The 16,636-nt window shown below is 42.9% G+C and carries 16 protein-coding genes and 1 pseudogene; 2 read left to right on the top strand and 15 right to left on the bottom strand.

All coding sequences use genetic code 11. The features are described 5' to 3' along the window. Nucleotides 1–758: 758 nt before the first annotated feature. The 7 genes and pseudogenes from ACJJIN_RS03345 to ACJJIN_RS03315 form a co-directional block, all read right to left on the bottom strand. On the bottom strand, nucleotides 759–1,916 hold the full coding sequence (locus ACJJIN_RS03345; protein ID WP_444896877.1) for an acyltransferase family protein: 1,158 nt from the start codon (nucleotides 1,914–1,916) through the stop codon (nucleotides 759–761). A 55-nt stretch (nucleotides 1,917–1,971) separates the two neighbouring features. Then, nucleotides 1,972–2,148: an IS3 family transposase gene (locus ACJJIN_RS03340; RefSeq protein ID WP_444896876.1), complete on the bottom strand. Its 177-nt coding sequence runs from the start codon at nucleotides 2,146–2,148 to the stop codon at nucleotides 1,972–1,974. 456 nt (nucleotides 2,149–2,604) lie between these two features. After that, nucleotides 2,605–3,435, bottom strand: a complete 831-nt coding sequence (locus ACJJIN_RS03335) for a trypsin-like serine protease (RefSeq protein WP_444896875.1) — start codon at nucleotides 3,433–3,435, stop codon at nucleotides 2,605–2,607. A 2,275-nt stretch (nucleotides 3,436–5,710) separates the two neighbouring features. Continuing rightward, nucleotides 5,711–6,460 (bottom strand): annotated as a pseudogene (locus ACJJIN_RS03330) (IS3 family transposase); the annotation flags it as partial. Nucleotides 6,461–6,795: 335 nt separating this feature from the next. After that, nucleotides 6,796–7,116 (bottom strand): hypothetical protein, encoded by a 321-nt coding sequence (locus ACJJIN_RS03325; protein WP_444896874.1) that lies wholly within the window; start codon nucleotides 7,114–7,116, stop codon nucleotides 6,796–6,798. 431 nt (nucleotides 7,117–7,547) lie between these two features. Then, on the bottom strand, nucleotides 7,548–7,997 hold the full coding sequence (locus ACJJIN_RS03320) for a DUF2846 domain-containing protein (protein ID WP_444896873.1): 450 nt from the start codon (nucleotides 7,995–7,997) through the stop codon (nucleotides 7,548–7,550). Nucleotides 7,998–9,395: 1,398 nt separating this feature from the next. Next, nucleotides 9,396–9,629, bottom strand: a complete 234-nt coding sequence (locus ACJJIN_RS03315) for a hypothetical protein (protein ID WP_444896872.1) — start codon at nucleotides 9,627–9,629, stop codon at nucleotides 9,396–9,398. A gap of 332 nt (nucleotides 9,630–9,961) precedes the next feature. On the opposite strand from ACJJIN_RS03315, the gene ACJJIN_RS03310 reads away from it, so the two are divergent. Then, complete coding sequence (locus tag ACJJIN_RS03310) at nucleotides 9,962–10,132, top strand: hypothetical protein (protein ID WP_444896871.1); 171 nt, start codon at nucleotides 9,962–9,964, stop codon at nucleotides 10,130–10,132. Between the two features lie 27 nt (nucleotides 10,133–10,159). On the opposite strand, the gene ACJJIN_RS03305 is transcribed toward ACJJIN_RS03310, so the two are convergent. The 7 genes from ACJJIN_RS03305 to ACJJIN_RS03275 form a co-directional block, all read right to left on the bottom strand. Continuing rightward, complete coding sequence (locus ACJJIN_RS03305; protein ID WP_444896870.1) at nucleotides 10,160–10,792, bottom strand: hypothetical protein; 633 nt, start codon at nucleotides 10,790–10,792, stop codon at nucleotides 10,160–10,162. Between the two features lie 105 nt (nucleotides 10,793–10,897). After that, a complete protein-coding gene (locus ACJJIN_RS03300; RefSeq protein WP_444896869.1) occupies nucleotides 10,898–11,170 on the bottom strand; it encodes a CPCC family cysteine-rich protein in 273 nt (90 codons plus the stop codon). Nucleotides 11,171–11,256: 86 nt separating this feature from the next. Next, on the bottom strand, nucleotides 11,257–11,553 hold the full coding sequence (locus tag ACJJIN_RS03295) for a hypothetical protein (protein ID WP_444896868.1): 297 nt from the start codon (nucleotides 11,551–11,553) through the stop codon (nucleotides 11,257–11,259). Nucleotides 11,554–11,763: 210 nt separating this feature from the next. Further along, nucleotides 11,764–11,994 (bottom strand): integrase core domain-containing protein, encoded by a 231-nt coding sequence (locus ACJJIN_RS03290; protein WP_444896867.1) that lies wholly within the window; start codon nucleotides 11,992–11,994, stop codon nucleotides 11,764–11,766. Between the two features lie 9 nt (nucleotides 11,995–12,003). Continuing rightward, complete coding sequence (locus ACJJIN_RS03285; RefSeq protein WP_444898222.1) at nucleotides 12,004–12,219, bottom strand: DDE-type integrase/transposase/recombinase; 216 nt, start codon at nucleotides 12,217–12,219, stop codon at nucleotides 12,004–12,006. A 12-nt stretch (nucleotides 12,220–12,231) separates the two neighbouring features. Then, nucleotides 12,232–12,651 carry an IS3 family transposase gene (locus tag ACJJIN_RS03280; protein WP_444896866.1) on the bottom strand — a complete coding sequence of 140 codons (420 nt, stop codon included), beginning with the start codon at nucleotides 12,649–12,651 and terminating at the stop codon, nucleotides 12,232–12,234. Continuing rightward, a complete protein-coding gene (locus ACJJIN_RS03275) occupies nucleotides 12,603–12,956 on the bottom strand; it encodes a transposase (RefSeq protein ID WP_444896865.1) in 354 nt (117 codons plus the stop codon). The genes ACJJIN_RS03280 and ACJJIN_RS03275 overlap by 49 nt, the downstream gene beginning before the upstream one ends. Nucleotides 12,957–13,365: 409 nt before the next feature. Between ACJJIN_RS03275 and ACJJIN_RS03270 the strand changes: the two genes are divergently transcribed. After that, nucleotides 13,366–15,828, top strand: a complete 2,463-nt coding sequence (locus ACJJIN_RS03270) for a tetratricopeptide repeat protein (RefSeq protein WP_444896864.1) — start codon at nucleotides 13,366–13,368, stop codon at nucleotides 15,826–15,828. A 115-nt stretch (nucleotides 15,829–15,943) separates the two neighbouring features. Here the strand turns inward: ACJJIN_RS03270 and ACJJIN_RS03265 are convergent, their stop codons facing one another. Then, entirely contained in the window at nucleotides 15,944–16,627 is a 684-nt protein-coding gene (locus ACJJIN_RS03265; RefSeq protein WP_444896863.1) for a tetratricopeptide repeat protein, read from the bottom strand. Nucleotides 16,628–16,636 lie beyond the last annotated feature (9 nt).

The following is a 16,636-nucleotide window of genomic DNA, read 5'->3' as shown; positions in this document are numbered from 1 at the left end:
TTGCCCATCAATCTTATTGTATAATTTTAAGTATATTCAAACACTTCAGATTTGACTTACTCTTCGCTTTCAAATGCGCTAGCATATTATATGCTTTACGAACACATAATCTACCTAGGTAAACTACTGGTAAAAAATTGAACTAAAACCCAAACTGGCAATAATACCTAAAATTAATACTCTTAGGTAAAAATCAACCAAATTATCCATAAAAAATATTAGTGACTGATAAATGGTAATTAAGGTCCAAGGGTATGAAAGTATTAGTATCAGAAAGCCAGGGATATTGTAGCCATTATCCCAGTGCAAATTAGCAGCTCTGAATATACTCCAGGAAATGTAGTAAGAAATGCTTAATATGAATGGGATTAAGAACGCTTTTTCAATTTTGCTGCCCATGCATATAACATAACGTTGCAATAAAGAGCAGTCAAAGAAGAATGTAGGCTGTCCAACCTAGTCTCCGGCCGGGAAATCTTGCCTGGCCCGGTTACAGCTGACGACCTTTGAACGACCTACATACTCTGCCAACCGCCTTTGGCTAACCGCTGTCAGACAGATTTACAGGGAAAATACCATACTTTGCTTCTCAGTTAACTACCTGACAGTCCCTGACAAATAGCGCTGATAACTTGTGGAGCTTGTTAGCTCAAAATGTAGGCGCTCGAACGAAACGGCTATGCTAGCTTCCAGAAAAACTCTCTGAAATGTGTGTTCAGTGGTGCTTGCAACTACAAGCCATCTAAAAAATGACCACCTCAAACTGAGGCATCGCTTGCAGCGCCCTGCTGACTTAAACTCTTATAAACTACACGCTTTGACTTCAAACCAAACAGATAACGAAAAATACCTATAGGCTTTACGACAAAATAACATAGCAAAATACATACAAGGGACGCACCAAGTAATAAGCTCATTGATTTTACCGCAATACTTGCATCCCATTGCACTATATAAAAGGCAAGCGCAACGATAACTGTTTGGTGCAATATATAGAATGGATAAATCAATTCATTTGCGGTATGTAGCCATTTGGGTGTTTGCTTGAAGAACGCACTTGCATACCCCACTAATACCAACAGCCCAGACCAAGAAACAAGTGTACAAACTAACCACCAAAGCTGCCAACGTACCGCTAGTGGTACATATTCGCTAATATCAGGTTTGAAGTAGTAACCATAAAATAGAACAGTGCTGAATATGAACCATTTTAAATTGACTGACCGGTTGTTAGTCACAGACTGCCATATTTTAGGACTACTCATGAAACACATACCAGCCATGAAGAACAGCAAGAAAAACAACGATACAGATAAGTTATCAATACTGTTATCTTGAGCAGGCATTAGAAGTTTAAGGCCGCACCTCAACAATAGAACCACAAGGACAAGTGAAAACAATCCATGCTTAAATAGCGCTAGCCGCTCAAGTCTGATAATAAAGGCTTTACCCACTTGGCTGTCGAGCCCTGACTTAAAAGGCACGGCAAGTAGCATAAACACAATAAGGAACTCGATAAACCAAAGATGATTAGATTCAAATGTCAGAGATAGATGCTGATACGCATCAATTATACTTTTGTAGTCATTTATGTTTTCGAAGTAATTTTGAGGTGGCACTATGAGTACCATGCCAACAATTAGTGGGACAAAGAGCCGATGGAACTTATTGACGATAAATGTTCTCGTATTAATCTTTTTTAGCAAAAGCAGGCTACCCACTCCAGCGATAAAAAAGAGAGTATGCAATCTTAGCTGCTCAAAATACACCATGATATCATCAAGTAACTTACTTGATTTTCCATTCATCACATGCCAACCATCCCCATTAAACGGCATGAACACATGATGTAAGAATACGGCCAAGATTAGAAAAACTCTTAACCAGTCTAATTCTGAATATCTTCTTTCTTTCATTTAACCCGAACCTTCCATTGGCTTTGGACTTTCCCACAAAAAGTAGACGCTCTAACTATGTGCATTTGCTCACATACTCTACTGGACCCATATAGCCTAATGCAGAGTGCCTACGAACTCCATAGTAGGAAACCTCAATATATTCAAACACCTCAGATTTTGTTTGCGCTTCGCTTTCGGGTGTTCCGGCATAGACTAACTCGACTTTTAGCCTGCTAAAGAATGATTCCATTGCGGCATTGTCCTAACAGTCAGCTTGGCGACTCATACTCCGCTTGAACTTGCTTTCGGACAAGAGATCCTGGCATTTCTTCGAACGATATTACACAGCCCTGTCAGAGCGAACTATTAGTCTATGCTCCTGTTGTATAAGCTTAGCGATGTAGATCCGTGAGCACGACTCACCTAACTCTTAGTGCTTATCAGGCAACAGTTTAAATCCGCAAATCTGCTGTTAACTGGCGCTGAGTTTTCGTGCTACAGGTCAATTGTTGCCCCTGACTTAGCCGCCCTCTAAACTGCCTCTCTGCAAACCCCCTTCGTACACGCCTGAGTTCTTTCTTACCCATGATACGCCCCTTGTTAGGCCTAATCTTAACCATACAGGGTGTCTACTAAACGTAGGTAAGTCTTATTTCTCATGCCGATCAACGCTTCGCTAGCTTCCCGTCAGCGTGGATCACTATTTTTATTCCTCGGCAGATATGGTGCTTTCGATCCATACTATATAATGAGAAATACGAACGCTATTTCCGAGATCACCGTAAAGAGGGCCACGATATGTACGAAGATCTTTTTCACTAGAGGCCCACGAAGCAAGACCAGCAAGATACCATTTCTCATTTTCCTTAATGAGGACGGGGCTTCCACTATCGCCACTACCCGACACACCCTCGAGTGGAATAGCAGATTTTGGCGAATCGAATTTGTAGGAAATCCAACGTACATCTACATTAGAAATGACATTATAAGCTCGGCGTAAAGTGGTTCGATGGGGACTTTGAGGCTCCACTCCATCATAGCCATTGCCCGTCGCCCCCTTGCCGATTATTTGGACAGTCTTGCCTTTCTCATCACTACCAAGAAAAAGAGAGACCGGTTCAACATCGGCAATTGGTTCTTTAAGCTTAATAAGCGCAATATCATCGGACAATGCCAAAAACTCTCTCAAATTTGATCCATCACCCGAGGCTAATGCATTTTCAACAAGAGTTGAAGGTGGTTCCTTGTATCCTGGATGTACAATTACTGTCTCTACCTTACGCGATAGGCCGCTAATGATTATCTCCTCAATACAATGCTGCATACAAGCTACATGTGCAGCTGTAACAACCCATTGAGGGTAAATTAATACACCGTGCCCTTCACCTGGAAAGTCAACAAGCGCTGGGAAGGTAGATGCGGGAATTTGATATTTATTATCTTCAATATCATGACGAATGACTATGGCATTGGCCGCAAAAGATACTGTAAGTATGAGCGAGAAAAAGTATGGTTTTATATTTTTCATATCCTTCATTCCAACATTTACTCCGAAACAACTGTCGATAGGCTAACGTCCTAAATACGAGTAGTGTAAAGCTAGCAGTTTACTCGAGTATTTTTGCAAGCAAAGTGATAGGCCTATACTTCCTTATGAGATTTATCTTGTATGGTTGTTCTTCCCCAATTCTGATGTTGAAAGTCCTTTTCAGTGACGGATAAATTGAGTCCCACCTTCAGCGGCCACCGAAAGCCTTGTTTATCACAGTTCGCTGTCTAACCTACTCATAAAAGATCGACAACATGTATGAATATGATAAGCAACCACTAGGCATAACTCGAAAAGCCATGTGGGCCTCGAGCCCGAATAGCAAGTCGGAGATAGCTTATCTTATGGGACCTCAAGAGATCAATGTCGGCATCAATACCAGCAGTAGAGAACTCAATATTTACGTGTGACCTACTGGCCAATACTTTAGTGTTGACAATGATAAAAGTACCATTAAGCAATTACAACCTATTAAGCCTCGAAGAGCATTAACAGAGTCTACCGGGAGACTTAGCATAGAGCTCATTTGTGCCACAGACAGAGCGGAGTTGCTTATTGCTGCCTGCAACCCTTCGTAGATATGAAACTTTACATAGTCCCTCGGACGACTCGTCGAGACTGACAATCTAGGCGCTATTGACATTGCACTTTTTGATGAAACTTTGAAACCTAGACTACCTGTGATAAAGCCAGAAAAAATTAGGAAGACCAGTAGCTTGCTGGCCGTATGAAGCCAGTGTTTAGAAATGAATAAATACAAAATAATCGGTTTCAGAGGATACTAAAATCAGTGTAAAACCTACCCAGACCATTCTAAACACAATCAAAAGAGAGCTACAAGGTATAGACAAACAACCTTATAAACTAGTTAACGGTGGGCCTGAATGGCAGTAAAGATGCGACCTATTCTTAAGTACCAAAGGCGTCGGAAATGTATTGGCTTATACGCTGATGTGTAAACCTCCTGAACCAGGAAAGTTTAATCATCAAAGAAATAGCCTCCAGTGAAAGAGATATATTCGGAGCCGAAGACATCGTGTACGCACGGTTCTGCTTGTTGCCAAGCATGTCAGCCATGCAGCATCATCACAAACTAAAGCCGATGTGTAAGCAATTAGCCGACGCTGGTAAACCTAAAAAGGTCGCTCTGATTGACTGCATGAGAAAGCAGATTGTGATCCTAAATACGATGGTGAAAAATAACACCTATTGGATGTGAATAGTATGACTTAAAAAATTGACGAGCGACCATAGTTACTTGTTATCTTTGACCATATTCCGATAGCAGCTACAGAGCTATAAAAGTAGGCGTTTTCCCAATCCCCCTGACACTTCAGGGTAAAACCTAGACCAACCATCAATTTCCAATGACTCTTTATTGGCTCGATCTGTTATTATATCAAATTCATAAAACTCTTCTTTCCTTGTTAACCACGTGCCCTTCCATTGCGTTCCATACTGCTCAAAGATATCGGAATAATTCAATCGAATTCACTCACTCGCGAACATCCCCTTTTGGGACAACAGTAAGCTATACCATGGGTACATAGTTTCATCATTTATAAATTCGTCCGCTCACTTTTTTATTTCAAGGAACAAAAACCCATTCTGTTGTTCTGTATTCTTATTCCGAATTCGGCAAAGCTTTCAACGTTCATAATAAAATTAACGCCCCGTTAGGCGGCAGTCCCAAGCTGTGATATGCTTTTGAGTACAGCTTGTGACTGTCCACCTTCAAGGTTCTTTATACGTTTGCTCCCTTTCCTTTATTTATGAACAAATATACAAATGTGATTACATAAATAGGCCAGAATAACGCCAAATTTCTTAGCAAATCATATAAGTCTTCATAGTATAGAAACTGGTGAAATGCAGCATTCGCGGCCACTAAGATAAGCCAAATTTTGGGAATTAAAGTACGCTTAATGCTAAATCCAAATATGAAAAGCGCACAGAGAATATAAAGAGGAATCATCGCAAAAAACTCTAAACTATCAAACCATGTTCGATGCTCTATATTTCTAATGTGAAAATAAGCTAAATATAAATATCCACACAGTTTAGGCCAAAAATATGCGTGAATTATTATTAGTTCTGATTTCATGCTAAACCTCAAATGATTACCGACGTTGGTCTTACCTACAAAAAGTAGACACTCTAACTATGTATATTTACGCTCATACTCTGCCCGACTTACATAGCCCAATGCAGAATACACATCAACCTTATTGTACAAAATCTCAATGTATTCAAACACCTTAGATTATACTTGCTCTTCGCCTTCGAATATTCTGGCATAGACCAGCTCGACTTTTAGCCTGCTAAAGAATGACTCCATTGCCGTATTATCCCAACAGGTAGCCTGACGACTCATACTCGGCTTGCACTTGCTTTCGGACAAAAGATCCTGGTATTTCTGCGATCGATATTGCACATCCCTGTCAGAGTGAACTAGCAGTCCAGGCTTTATTGGTCTTCGCTCTAGGGCCATTTTCAATGCTCGACATGTCAATTCATCGGTCATCTGCGAGTCAAGTGCCCAACCTACAATACGTCGAGAGTACAGATCCACAACTACCGCGAGGTACAAGCACCGCTCCAGAACCCAGATATACGTAATGTCACTGGTCCAGCGACAATTTGGTCGATCCACATCAAAGCAACGCTTAAGCAAGTTGGCGGAGACGTTAATGCTCCCCTCTACGGGCTGACTATATCGAAAGCATTTGCCGTTTCTCGCTTTAATATGCTCCTGTTGCATAAACTTAGCGACGTAGTTCCGTGAGCATGGCTCACCTAACTCTTGAAGCTCGCAAGCGATTCTAAGCGCGCCATAACAACCTTTAAACGCAGTAAACGTCTCTCGGATTTTCTCGATTGTTCGTATCTTTCTAGTCGTGCGTGGAGCTGGCAACCTCACCCGCCATCGATAATATCCCGATCTTGAGACTTCTAAACTCCGACACATCAAGCTAACCGGGAATGACCCTACATGCTCTTGTATCAATGCGTACTTTACTCTTGGTGGTTCTCAAAGTACGCAACTGCCTTTTTAGAAACTCAACCTCCTGACAAGCTTCATGCAGTTTCTTCTTGAGCTTGCGAACTTCAGCGCTTCCCTGTTTGGAATAGTCGACACCGTCTAAACTATTGAACTGTTTATCAGACAGTCGATTAAATTGACGGCGTCAGCTGTAGATCTGCTGTGCGCTGACGCCTAGCTCTCATGCCACAGCAGCCGTCTTTACTCTAGGTTTTTCCGCTCTCTTAAGTGCACAAATTTATTGGCTATAACTTGCCAGGCACGAGCACAAGCCAGGATTTAGTGTCCAACCTTTAAGCATCTAGTTAGTTATACTTTAACTCATTATCAGTTATAACTAACATATCATCTAGAACTTCACCATTTAAATCAGAAATCCAACAGTAATAACCAACTTCCTCTTCATCGAGAGTGATATCAAGGTAAGTCTCTATGCATGGATTTGACCTAAATTCATGCTTAAAACAAAGTTTATGAGCATGAAAATTGTATTTAAATTTACTAGTTATTGAAGTGTCAATATCAAAGTCTGCGGATGAAGACCACTCTTTAGCTCCCTTAAAGGCTCGAGACTCAAGATTATGCTCCACCACCAACTTATCCAAACTATTTAGCAGCTCTTCCATTATTTAATCGTCTTTTGACATAGCTAACGCGGGCTACAGCGGCTGACAAATCTGACGGTTTTTCTGTGCCGGTACAAAAAGTGACAGGTTTGGTAGTCTATTGCTGCCCCTTGTTAAATTCATTTACAGGTAAACTCCACCAACTCTTTGAATTTTGGAGGAGACTCGGACTCATTTTGCCATTGTTGTGAAAGTTTGGCAGCTAGGAACTGATACCTTTCATTAAATCTTTTGGGGTTACAATACGGGTCGTACCACATCGGTGCCTTCAGAGGGTGGCCTTGCTCACAAAAAATATTCACTCAAACTATACAGAGTGTCTACTAAACGTGGGTAAGTCTTACACATAGCGCCTCAATCAGGGGCTGGAACGTAGCTCTGAAAGCGCGGAGTGGAAGTCCAGCCCCACAGGGGCGCCTTTGACTGATTTGTTATGACTTTTTCAGGCCCAATAGTATAGGCACCGAATACTCTTTTGTTTTTTGATGAAAATCCTCTCGGCCTGAAACGCTGACCAATATAGGTGTTGCAAATATTCCCGTCATTGCCTGACCGTACTCGAAGAAATATACCTCTCCTGCCTGTACGGTGACTTTTGCTCGTAGAGCTTTATTTGGCTCCCATGTGCCCTTATCAAATAGGACTGTGTGCTCACCTGGATCAAGCTCTACCTCAAAAAAACCTCCATTCTTAAGACAGCCAACTTCTTTGTCATTTATAACCAGGTCTGGACAAGTTCCTGAACCATAGAAAGCTGCTTGCCGAAAAAAGTAAGCAATAGCTTTGCTGCCATTTGGCTCGGCAACTTTCTCAAATACAGGTCCTGTCGCAGTGCATCCAGATAAAAGAATCACAAAGAAAGCTACGATAAATGATCTCAAGATATCTCCTTAGTCATAACACCCACATAAAAGGCCGACTGAAGCACAGCGCAAGGTGGTCCAACGGAACGCAGTGGAGCGATTTTCGATGTATTGGTTATGCATTTTACTTAATGAGCCAAGGTTCCTGTTGCCTTAGTTCCATCCCAGTCGAATGTTTTGAAATTTTTAATATTTTTATCGAAGAACAAATGCATTCTATCGGTATACCCTTCCAGGACGATTTCATTAGCACCAACTACTACCCAACGCACGCCTTTCCAGCTTTTTAGTTTAGAAATCGATCCATCCTTTTCAAGGACAAACTTATAGTTACGCCCTCTCCAAGTATAATTCCACTCACTATTGCAAAGGTTACTTGCAAGCGTAACAGCCTTCGCTACAGATTACGGATCATACCTTTCCAATGGATCGGCGTTACTGAAAAATGAAAAGAAAAGGGCCATCAAAAATAGACAAACTCTCATATATCTCCCTTACCATGTTGATGCATAACGTTGCCAGCAAGGGCAGCCGAAGCGGAGCGTAGGCTGCCCAGCCCAGCCTCCGGCAGAGCGATCTTGCCTGGCCTGGTTATAGCTGGCGCGCTCTGAACCGCCTACATGCTCTCTGCCAGCCATCTTTGGCTGGCCACTGCCCGATAAACTCACAGGGAAAAATACCATAGTTTCCCTACCAAATAACTATCTGATTGGCACTTAACAATGGTGCAACTGACTTGTAGGGCTTGTTGACTTAAAACGAAGACACCAGAACAAAACTGTGGTACTAATTTGTAAAAAAATCTCTGGAGAAATGTACTCAGGAAAAAATTGGTACTTGCAGCAACTTCAAACCACCTAAAAAATGACCGCCTCAATAACGCTTCGATAATTGGCGTACGAAGTGCAGCGTAGCATATCCGGTGGAGCCCTGTAAGGGCGGAACGTAATTCATCGACTTATTATGTGCTAGTAAGCTGCAACCCAAATAGAAACGCGTGCATATCGCAGAGATTCCGACTCCGCAACCAAGTCCGATAGTAACCATTTGAGTTTGCCAGCGATTGAGAGTATTGGATTTGAATACGAGAGGGACTAATGAGGCTGATGTGACAGCTAAAGCCGAAGTGAGTGCGACAACCCCAATTTGAAGCTTAGTACCGTCGCCGTATATCTGAATAAGCACAGTTAAAATTAGTGCGGATATTGAAATGAAAGCGATTTCAGCACGGTGATAAATACGCTTCCAGTGCCTTTTCTCTTTCTGACAATACCATGCGATTTTTTTAGATAGTGACTTCAAGACTAGATCCGATTGCTGAATTTATGACTGCACATAACGCAAAGCTAAAAGGCTGGAAGCGTTTTTTCCAGAGATCCAACCCATATTTTTTTGGGACGAATTTTCAGAATTTTGTTATAACGTCTCATCTGGCCTCTCTGATACAGAAAGGCTTTTTCTAAGTAGCAGCGAGGCCAAATATATAATTGCCAGTGGAGGTAATAATGCCATAAATCCACCAACTACAACCGCTCGTTTAACCTTTAAGGTTTTTTTGATAGCTAGCATATAGCTAAGAACCAATATAACACAAAACCATAGCAATATACCCAGAGCTTCGATGTTGGAAATATTAAACAGCTCGTACATTACGCATGATCCATTAAGGAGCTATAACGCCAGCCGAAGCAACGCGTGGCTGTCCAACCCAGCCCCGAAGGGGTTGGGTGAACTTGCCTAGCCTGGTTATGGTTGGCGCGCTCGGGACCGACTACTAGCACTTTGCCAGCTATAGTTTCGCTGGCCACTGCTCAATATTTACGAGGAAAGAATACTGCACTTTCCCCAACCAATTTCTATCTTACTGGCACTCCACGAAATTGCAGCGGACTGCCGCTTTTTACAACACCCGAGCGAACACTCTAGGAGCGAAACTGCTTGAATAGCAATCAGTAAATTTGCTCAACACTGGATGCTATTTAGTGGCACTAAACCTTCAGTTACCACGAAAAATCAATAAAATCGACCGCCACAATAACGGTGGCGTTCACCAAGTAAGGGCGTTCGTTTGGTTGGGTAACTGGAGGAAGGACGACGCCCTTACTCCGGTGCAACGCGTTGTTATCTGGCTGTTGCCATTTTCCATTGATTGAACGCGTCCGTTAGCTGCGCAGATACCTCTATTCAAGATACTCCATTCTCCAGCGTGCCGGTCCGATGACTTGAGTGACGGCTTTGGCCCCAGCCGAAGCGCCGCTAAAGCTGCCGATAAATGGGATGGCGCAATCAAAAGTTAAAAGCCAGCCAGCATCGGGCGTGGGGCAGGCAAGATATACTTTGAACGTCTCACCCGAAGGAATACGGAAGTGCACAACCAAACCGCTGCCGCAGAGAAGTTGCACCACGTCATCGACAGGCGTCCCGTCGGCACTAATGTTCACATGCATTCGGTCAAAACGCGAAAAGTCCTCACCTTCCTGTGCGACATACAGTTGCGGATAGGAAACGCCATGGGTCTCGTCCAGTGTGGTCAGCTCTCCGCCTCCGGGAATATGGGGCTCGCGTCCCGCCTGGGCGATGATTTCCAGTAGACGTTCACGGGATAGCAGAAAGTGTGACATCACTTCCGCGACACGCTCCGTCGAAGGTTCGGGATCGGCCAAAAAGGCCTTAAGGTCGTTGGAGAGGCCCGACCAATCCTGCGCCGAGATCCGGGCGCCGATCGGCGCCAGCGCTATGTTGATTTCGTCGAGTGCATACAAGTCAGCTTGCTCGCCGTCGCTTTCTAACCGGATCCCGCTGTCGAGTTTCATTTGAGTCTCGATTGATTAATGCCCCACTGGTTCAACTTCACGCCAGATAACGTTTTTGACACCTGCGCCGTAGGCGTCGGATGCCTAAATTTGTTATATTTTTTGTTACAATTCACTGGAGTGTTTATATTCTTTACGAGCTTCAGCTGGTAAAACATATTGAACCATTTCTTCGCAACAAGCTCCATACCTGTCAAAGTTATTTCGCGCTTCAACAAGTGTGAGACCATGATTGTTGACAGATGGTACTATCCCCCTAAAACCAACCTCAGAATCCGACTCCCAATAACAAATAATACATATCTCTCCATGGTCACCGCTATATAGGGATAGATAGCCGCAACAGGGGCACTCAATTGTGGCATTCACTTCATTCATAGATCAGCAACTCAATTGCTGGCAAAAGTGGCGCGACTTTTGAATCAAATGGCGTGACGCTTTTGACTGTGAACTGCAGCGCTTGGTTATAACCTTTCCAGCACAACATCTGATTCAAAATCAGTATTATCACTGAGCCCTAGCAATAAATTGACCCCCTCAAATCTAAACTCTATTGAGGAGAACTCTTCTAAAGACCCTTTGCACGTAATTGATAAAACTTTCTTATGCCTCAGGTCTAGCTCCTTAGCAAGATCTACATACTCCAAATCATCCACGTCGCAAAATGCATCTTCTTCTCTCCACTCTTCCCAAAATCCGAGCGCAGCATCGAGAAAAAAGCGCTGGTAGAGTTCAACTTCTTTTAACTTCAAAATGAGCATTAAAACATTGCTTGCACTCTCTTCCGTATAAATGACAATGAAATTCTCAACTGTCTTACTCGTTAGAGAGGCGCATTCAAAGCTATGATCGTTCGTAATTCTCTGACCGATTTCGATATCCTCAGAAAGTTATAACGCCTTTCCCACAGGTCGACCGAAAGGGGGGGCGGAAGCCTCCCCCCTTGAAGTAGACGCCACCTTATATTCATCTTATGCGGCCATTCTTTCATATTCATCTGGACTTTTAAACCCAAGTGAGCCATGTCTTCTTTTAAAGTTATAGTACCTATCAAGATACCAAGCTAAGTTAGTTCTTAGCTCCTCAGCGGATTCAAAATTAAATCCTTTAAAACTCTCAGTTTTCAGTGTTTGAAAAAATGATTCTACATACACATTATAATTCATAAACCCTGGACGATTCATGCTCGGCTCAATACCCAATTCTTTGAGTCAGTTTTGGTATACATAAGTATCGTACTCAGAACCTCGGTCACTGTGAAATATTAGATCTGATTCTATATTTCTGCGACGGACAGCTTTATTTAGCGCTGACAGTGTTAGCTCAACAGTTCGAGTATCCGATAGCTCCCAGCCCAACACTTTCCGGGAGTGAAGATCAATAATCACAGCTAAATATTGCCATTGCCCATTGATCTTCAGATAGATTACATCACCTGCCTATTGAGAGTCTGGTTTACTCGGCATACCATGCTCTCTTTGTACATTTTCAACCTTAAGACAAGGATTTCCAGGCAAAGGGCGCCGACGATAGATCCTTCCAGCTTTCCCCACGATTCCAGCCTCTCTCATAAGGCGTTCAACGCGCTTGTGATTTATTCGTTCACCATCAGCTTTCAGCTCTGCGCTAATTCTTGGACTTCCATAATTACCATCATGCTGCGCATAGATAGCTTCGATACACCCAAGAATTTGCCTATTTTCTATGTCTCGAGTGCTCTCATCACGGTTGAGCCACTTATAAAACCCTTGGGGTGAAACATTCAAGTATCTACATAAGTACCTAACACCAAAGTCTGATCGATTAAGAGCTATGAACGAGAATCTTTCAGCTTTGGATCTTTCAGGTGCATTTCCCACTTTTTTAGGAAATCATTCTCCTTTTGCAACTTCTTAACCTGCTTTTTTAGACGTCTTATCTCTTTATCATCGGTTTGAGACTGAGTTTTCTCTGTCTTTGTCATACTTATTCTACGACTGGGCTTCTCGACCAGCTTGCCTTCTCTACTTTCCTGTCGCCATCTATACACCATTACTGGATGCAAACCAATAATGTTGGCGATAGTAGTCGTATCTACTTTCAGTTGATTAGTGAGGGCTACCACTCTAACTTTGAATTCTGTTGAATATTCAACAACCCGCTCTTCACTCAGTAGTTTCGGCATTTTTTCCTATCTTATTTAAAATATAGGCGTCTACTCAATGGGGGAAGGTTTCGGTGGAGCCCTGAAAGGGCGGAACGAAATGCATCAACTTGTTATGCGAATATTCTAATCTGCACTGACATCTCCATTACAAACATAGAAAGTGGCGTTTGAAATCTGCATGCTGATCAGTGGAACTGAGATTAACTGATGCCGAGCACATAGCCAAGCCTGAAAATGGGCTTGGTAAGAGCTGGTACAACTATATATAATGCCATTAATTTACAGAAGCCTATATGTATGTTTGCTAGGCGATACTTTGGTATGCTTTTGGATTACGACTAAAGGTGATCAAGCAAAAAATTTCCAAAATTTTAAACGTCTGTTCTCCTAACAACATCCCAGCTCCGATTATTCACAAGGAAAAAATATGGGTGAAACCAACTTTGAATTCATGCTCGACTACGATGCTGTTGAAGAAGCAAAAGCTATGGAACAGCAGCTGGATCAGCTCAACGAGCAACACCGCGGCGATCTCGTCCCGATAATGAAAGCTCTGCTGAAGGCTGACTATGTTGGTGACGAAGAAATTAACATCGAGAATATCCAACGCAAGAAGAGTTCGGTGTATCTATTTGGCTACGGAGGTCGGTCCGCGCAACCACCCTTCGATCTAGCTGCTTCGTTCAATGAACTTGGCTGCCAGCGTGCTTATCTTCAGGTCTATTATGATGAAGGTGGGCAAGCTCAGTACTTCATCGGCAATAAGCGTGTGAGCTTGGATGTCTTTACGACTGCCATGCGAAGAGATAAAGACAAAGGTGCTTTAAAGAAACTGTTTTTACCCAATGAGCGCATACAGGTAAATGCTACGCTGAAAAAACATGCGTGGGAGTCCAACAATCATGGTGACGTTTGCGTTATGCAGTTTGAAACGGACGATGGGCACACATTCTACTACAGAGGAAAATCACAAAATTTATTGTTATTAACTCAGGATGAGTATTCGCCTCACATAACATTCACTGCTGCGTTTGAACCCGGCTATCTCGACCACAACGCCCCTCCTGTTGCACTTGCCAAGAGACCGACCAAAATCAGCGTTAATAAGCTTAATGTACGTAAATGCGGGTTGCCGCTATTACGTGGCGATAACCACAAGTTCGCAAAAGAACGTGTCGGGTTGGCAGTGCACAAATACTTCAATACATTTGACTCTGACTGCAATACATACCTTAAATCCCTGACCGGAGAAAGCTTCCTCGGGACGGGGTTCAACAAGTTACTCAGGTATGCAGCGAACACTAAAGTTTATTCGTTTCTAGCTTTCGGACTTTATATTCGCATCGACAACGAACCCGTGAGACTGGAAATTCAAATTGAAGACCCTGAAATAAAAATTGATACGCCGGACTTGATCAAACACCTCAAATCAATGGATGTAGACTTCTTGAAGTGTGGGCAAGACGGTGCCAATTTCTGCTCCGCTTGGGCGACTACTAAGGTTTACATAGAATGTCGCGTCAATAACCGTCGTATCAATCTAAAGCTGGCTCGACGAATAAATGTTCTGGAGGATACTCGATCAGTCAAAGAGGTTTACAAGCACTTTGAGCACAAACACGGTATGGCCAGTGATGCTGATTGGCTTGATCTCTTTCAACGTTCGGAGAAGGAAGCCAAGGCTGGCAGTACTGATGCCATGTACGTTTTAGCCTTCCTGTTGGACACTTCCATCAGATGCTGGGAGCGCCAGCCTGAAGAAGCCAAAAAGTGGCGTGATAAGGCTGGTGAAGCCGGAGATTCCAAAGCATTACTTATAGCAGGTTTGAGATTAGGTAATCAGCGCAATCCTACGCCCGAAGACGTAAATGAAGCTATGGGATATTACCAGCGTGCTGCCGCGATGGGTGAGGATAGAGCCTGGGACGAGATATCTTATCTGCTTGATCGATATCCTGAAATGATAGAGTCGATCACGTTGGATAGTCCTATAGATTTGGAATTTGATCGCTCAGCTTGGCTGCGGAACGATAAAGAATGGCTTCGCGAGAGACGAGCAAGCTGGAATACGTTAGAGCCTTTGCTCAAGTCTCAATACAAGGTGAAAGATTTAGCCAAACTGAAGAAATACTACCTGAATGGAGAGTTGCCCGTTAGCGACTACGGCGACCAGCAGCCACCCATATTCAACCTTTCCCTTTTTGATGTGCTCTGGTTACACCCCAGTGAAGATTATGACGAGTTGATGGCGCTGCGCCATAAAGTGTTTGCACATCCTCAATTTGGACGTAGGAAGTTTCATGAGTGGCAAGATGTGTTTCATCGAAGGCTCGTGATGCAACCGATGACCTTTCAAGCTGGTCATGTTTTTTACGGAAGCAGTCTGCATATTCTAAATACTGCTATGTATTTCAGGATTATCAATAATAACTACACTCAACACGGTTACCATCGTCATGGTGAATTCATTAAACTTCGCCCGCCAGCAGATCCCTTGAGAGACTGGATGGACTTGGCAGTGTGGTTTTGGCTACCCGAGCTTAAGGAGGCCAACCTTGCGTTTACTCTACTTGATCCGGATGCTTTGGAATGGTGGTATAGCCTTATGCCAAACAATATAGATTTCTTCAAACGGCTAAATGCCGATAAGCTGCCATACATTTTTCTGACTTTTTACCGAATGTCCCGTTTCGATGAACGAGAGATTGATTGTCCTGTGCGTAAAGAATTTAATACACGCCTGCAGGGCTTGCTCAACAAAAAACCATTCTGTGAAAAAATCGATCGTCTCTGGGTATATGTGCGCGATACTGATTTTACGCTTAAAGACGCTTGGGTTGATATGTATGGTTCTGTGGATGAGTGGAAGCTCCACAAAAATAAGTACTGATTTAATTCAAAGGTAAGTGGGAACGAGACTTCGATTACGTGTATTCATTGAACTTGGTGCGCGTATTTAATTTGCATAACGCCTAAATCAGGTGCGCCGCAGGCGTCGCCTGGATTTACTTGTTAGCTGCATATTTTAATTTGTACTCTTCAGCAAGTTTTTCGGCTTTGCTGATATCAGAGCCTAAAATTTCTTTGAGTTGGGCAAGGTTTTTTAACGCTTGACCATCTCCAGCTTCGGCAGGCATTTTGATCCATGCATAAGCTTTAACATAATCAAGTTCAACGCCATGTCCTTGAGCAAACATTAGCCCGTACTCATTCTGTGCTTGAATAACACCACTTTCAGCTGCACTCCCATACCATTGAGCCGCTTTTTCTTGGTTCGGTTCTACACCAAAGCCTTTACGATAAAATTGGCCAAGGTTGAAAATACTTTGCAAATCACCAAGTTCTGCTGCTTTTTCAGTGTACTTAAATGATGAATTTGGATCTTGCTCTACACCGTCACCCTGCATATACATAAGACCCAAATTAGCAATAGAAGGTAGATACCCTCCTTCAGCAGCTTGCTTGAAGAGCTTTACTGCAATCTCTAGGTCTTTTTCGACTCCTAACCCTTGGTAATACAAGCTTGCAGTTAAATGCTGACCAGCAGGGTCGCCTTTTTCAGATTCAGCATTAAACATTACAAATGCTTCTTTGTATTTTCCTGCATGATAAAGCTCAATTCCTTCATCAAGACCCGCATATGTGTTCATTGAAATGATTAATCCTACTACTGAAATTATCTTCTTCATTTACTCGTA

It is taken from the genome of Microbulbifer maximicatervae (SeqCode) (assembly GCF_052467505.1).
The sequence above is the reverse complement of the archived record's forward strand: the minus strand, read 5'-3'. Positions and strand labels throughout refer to the sequence as shown.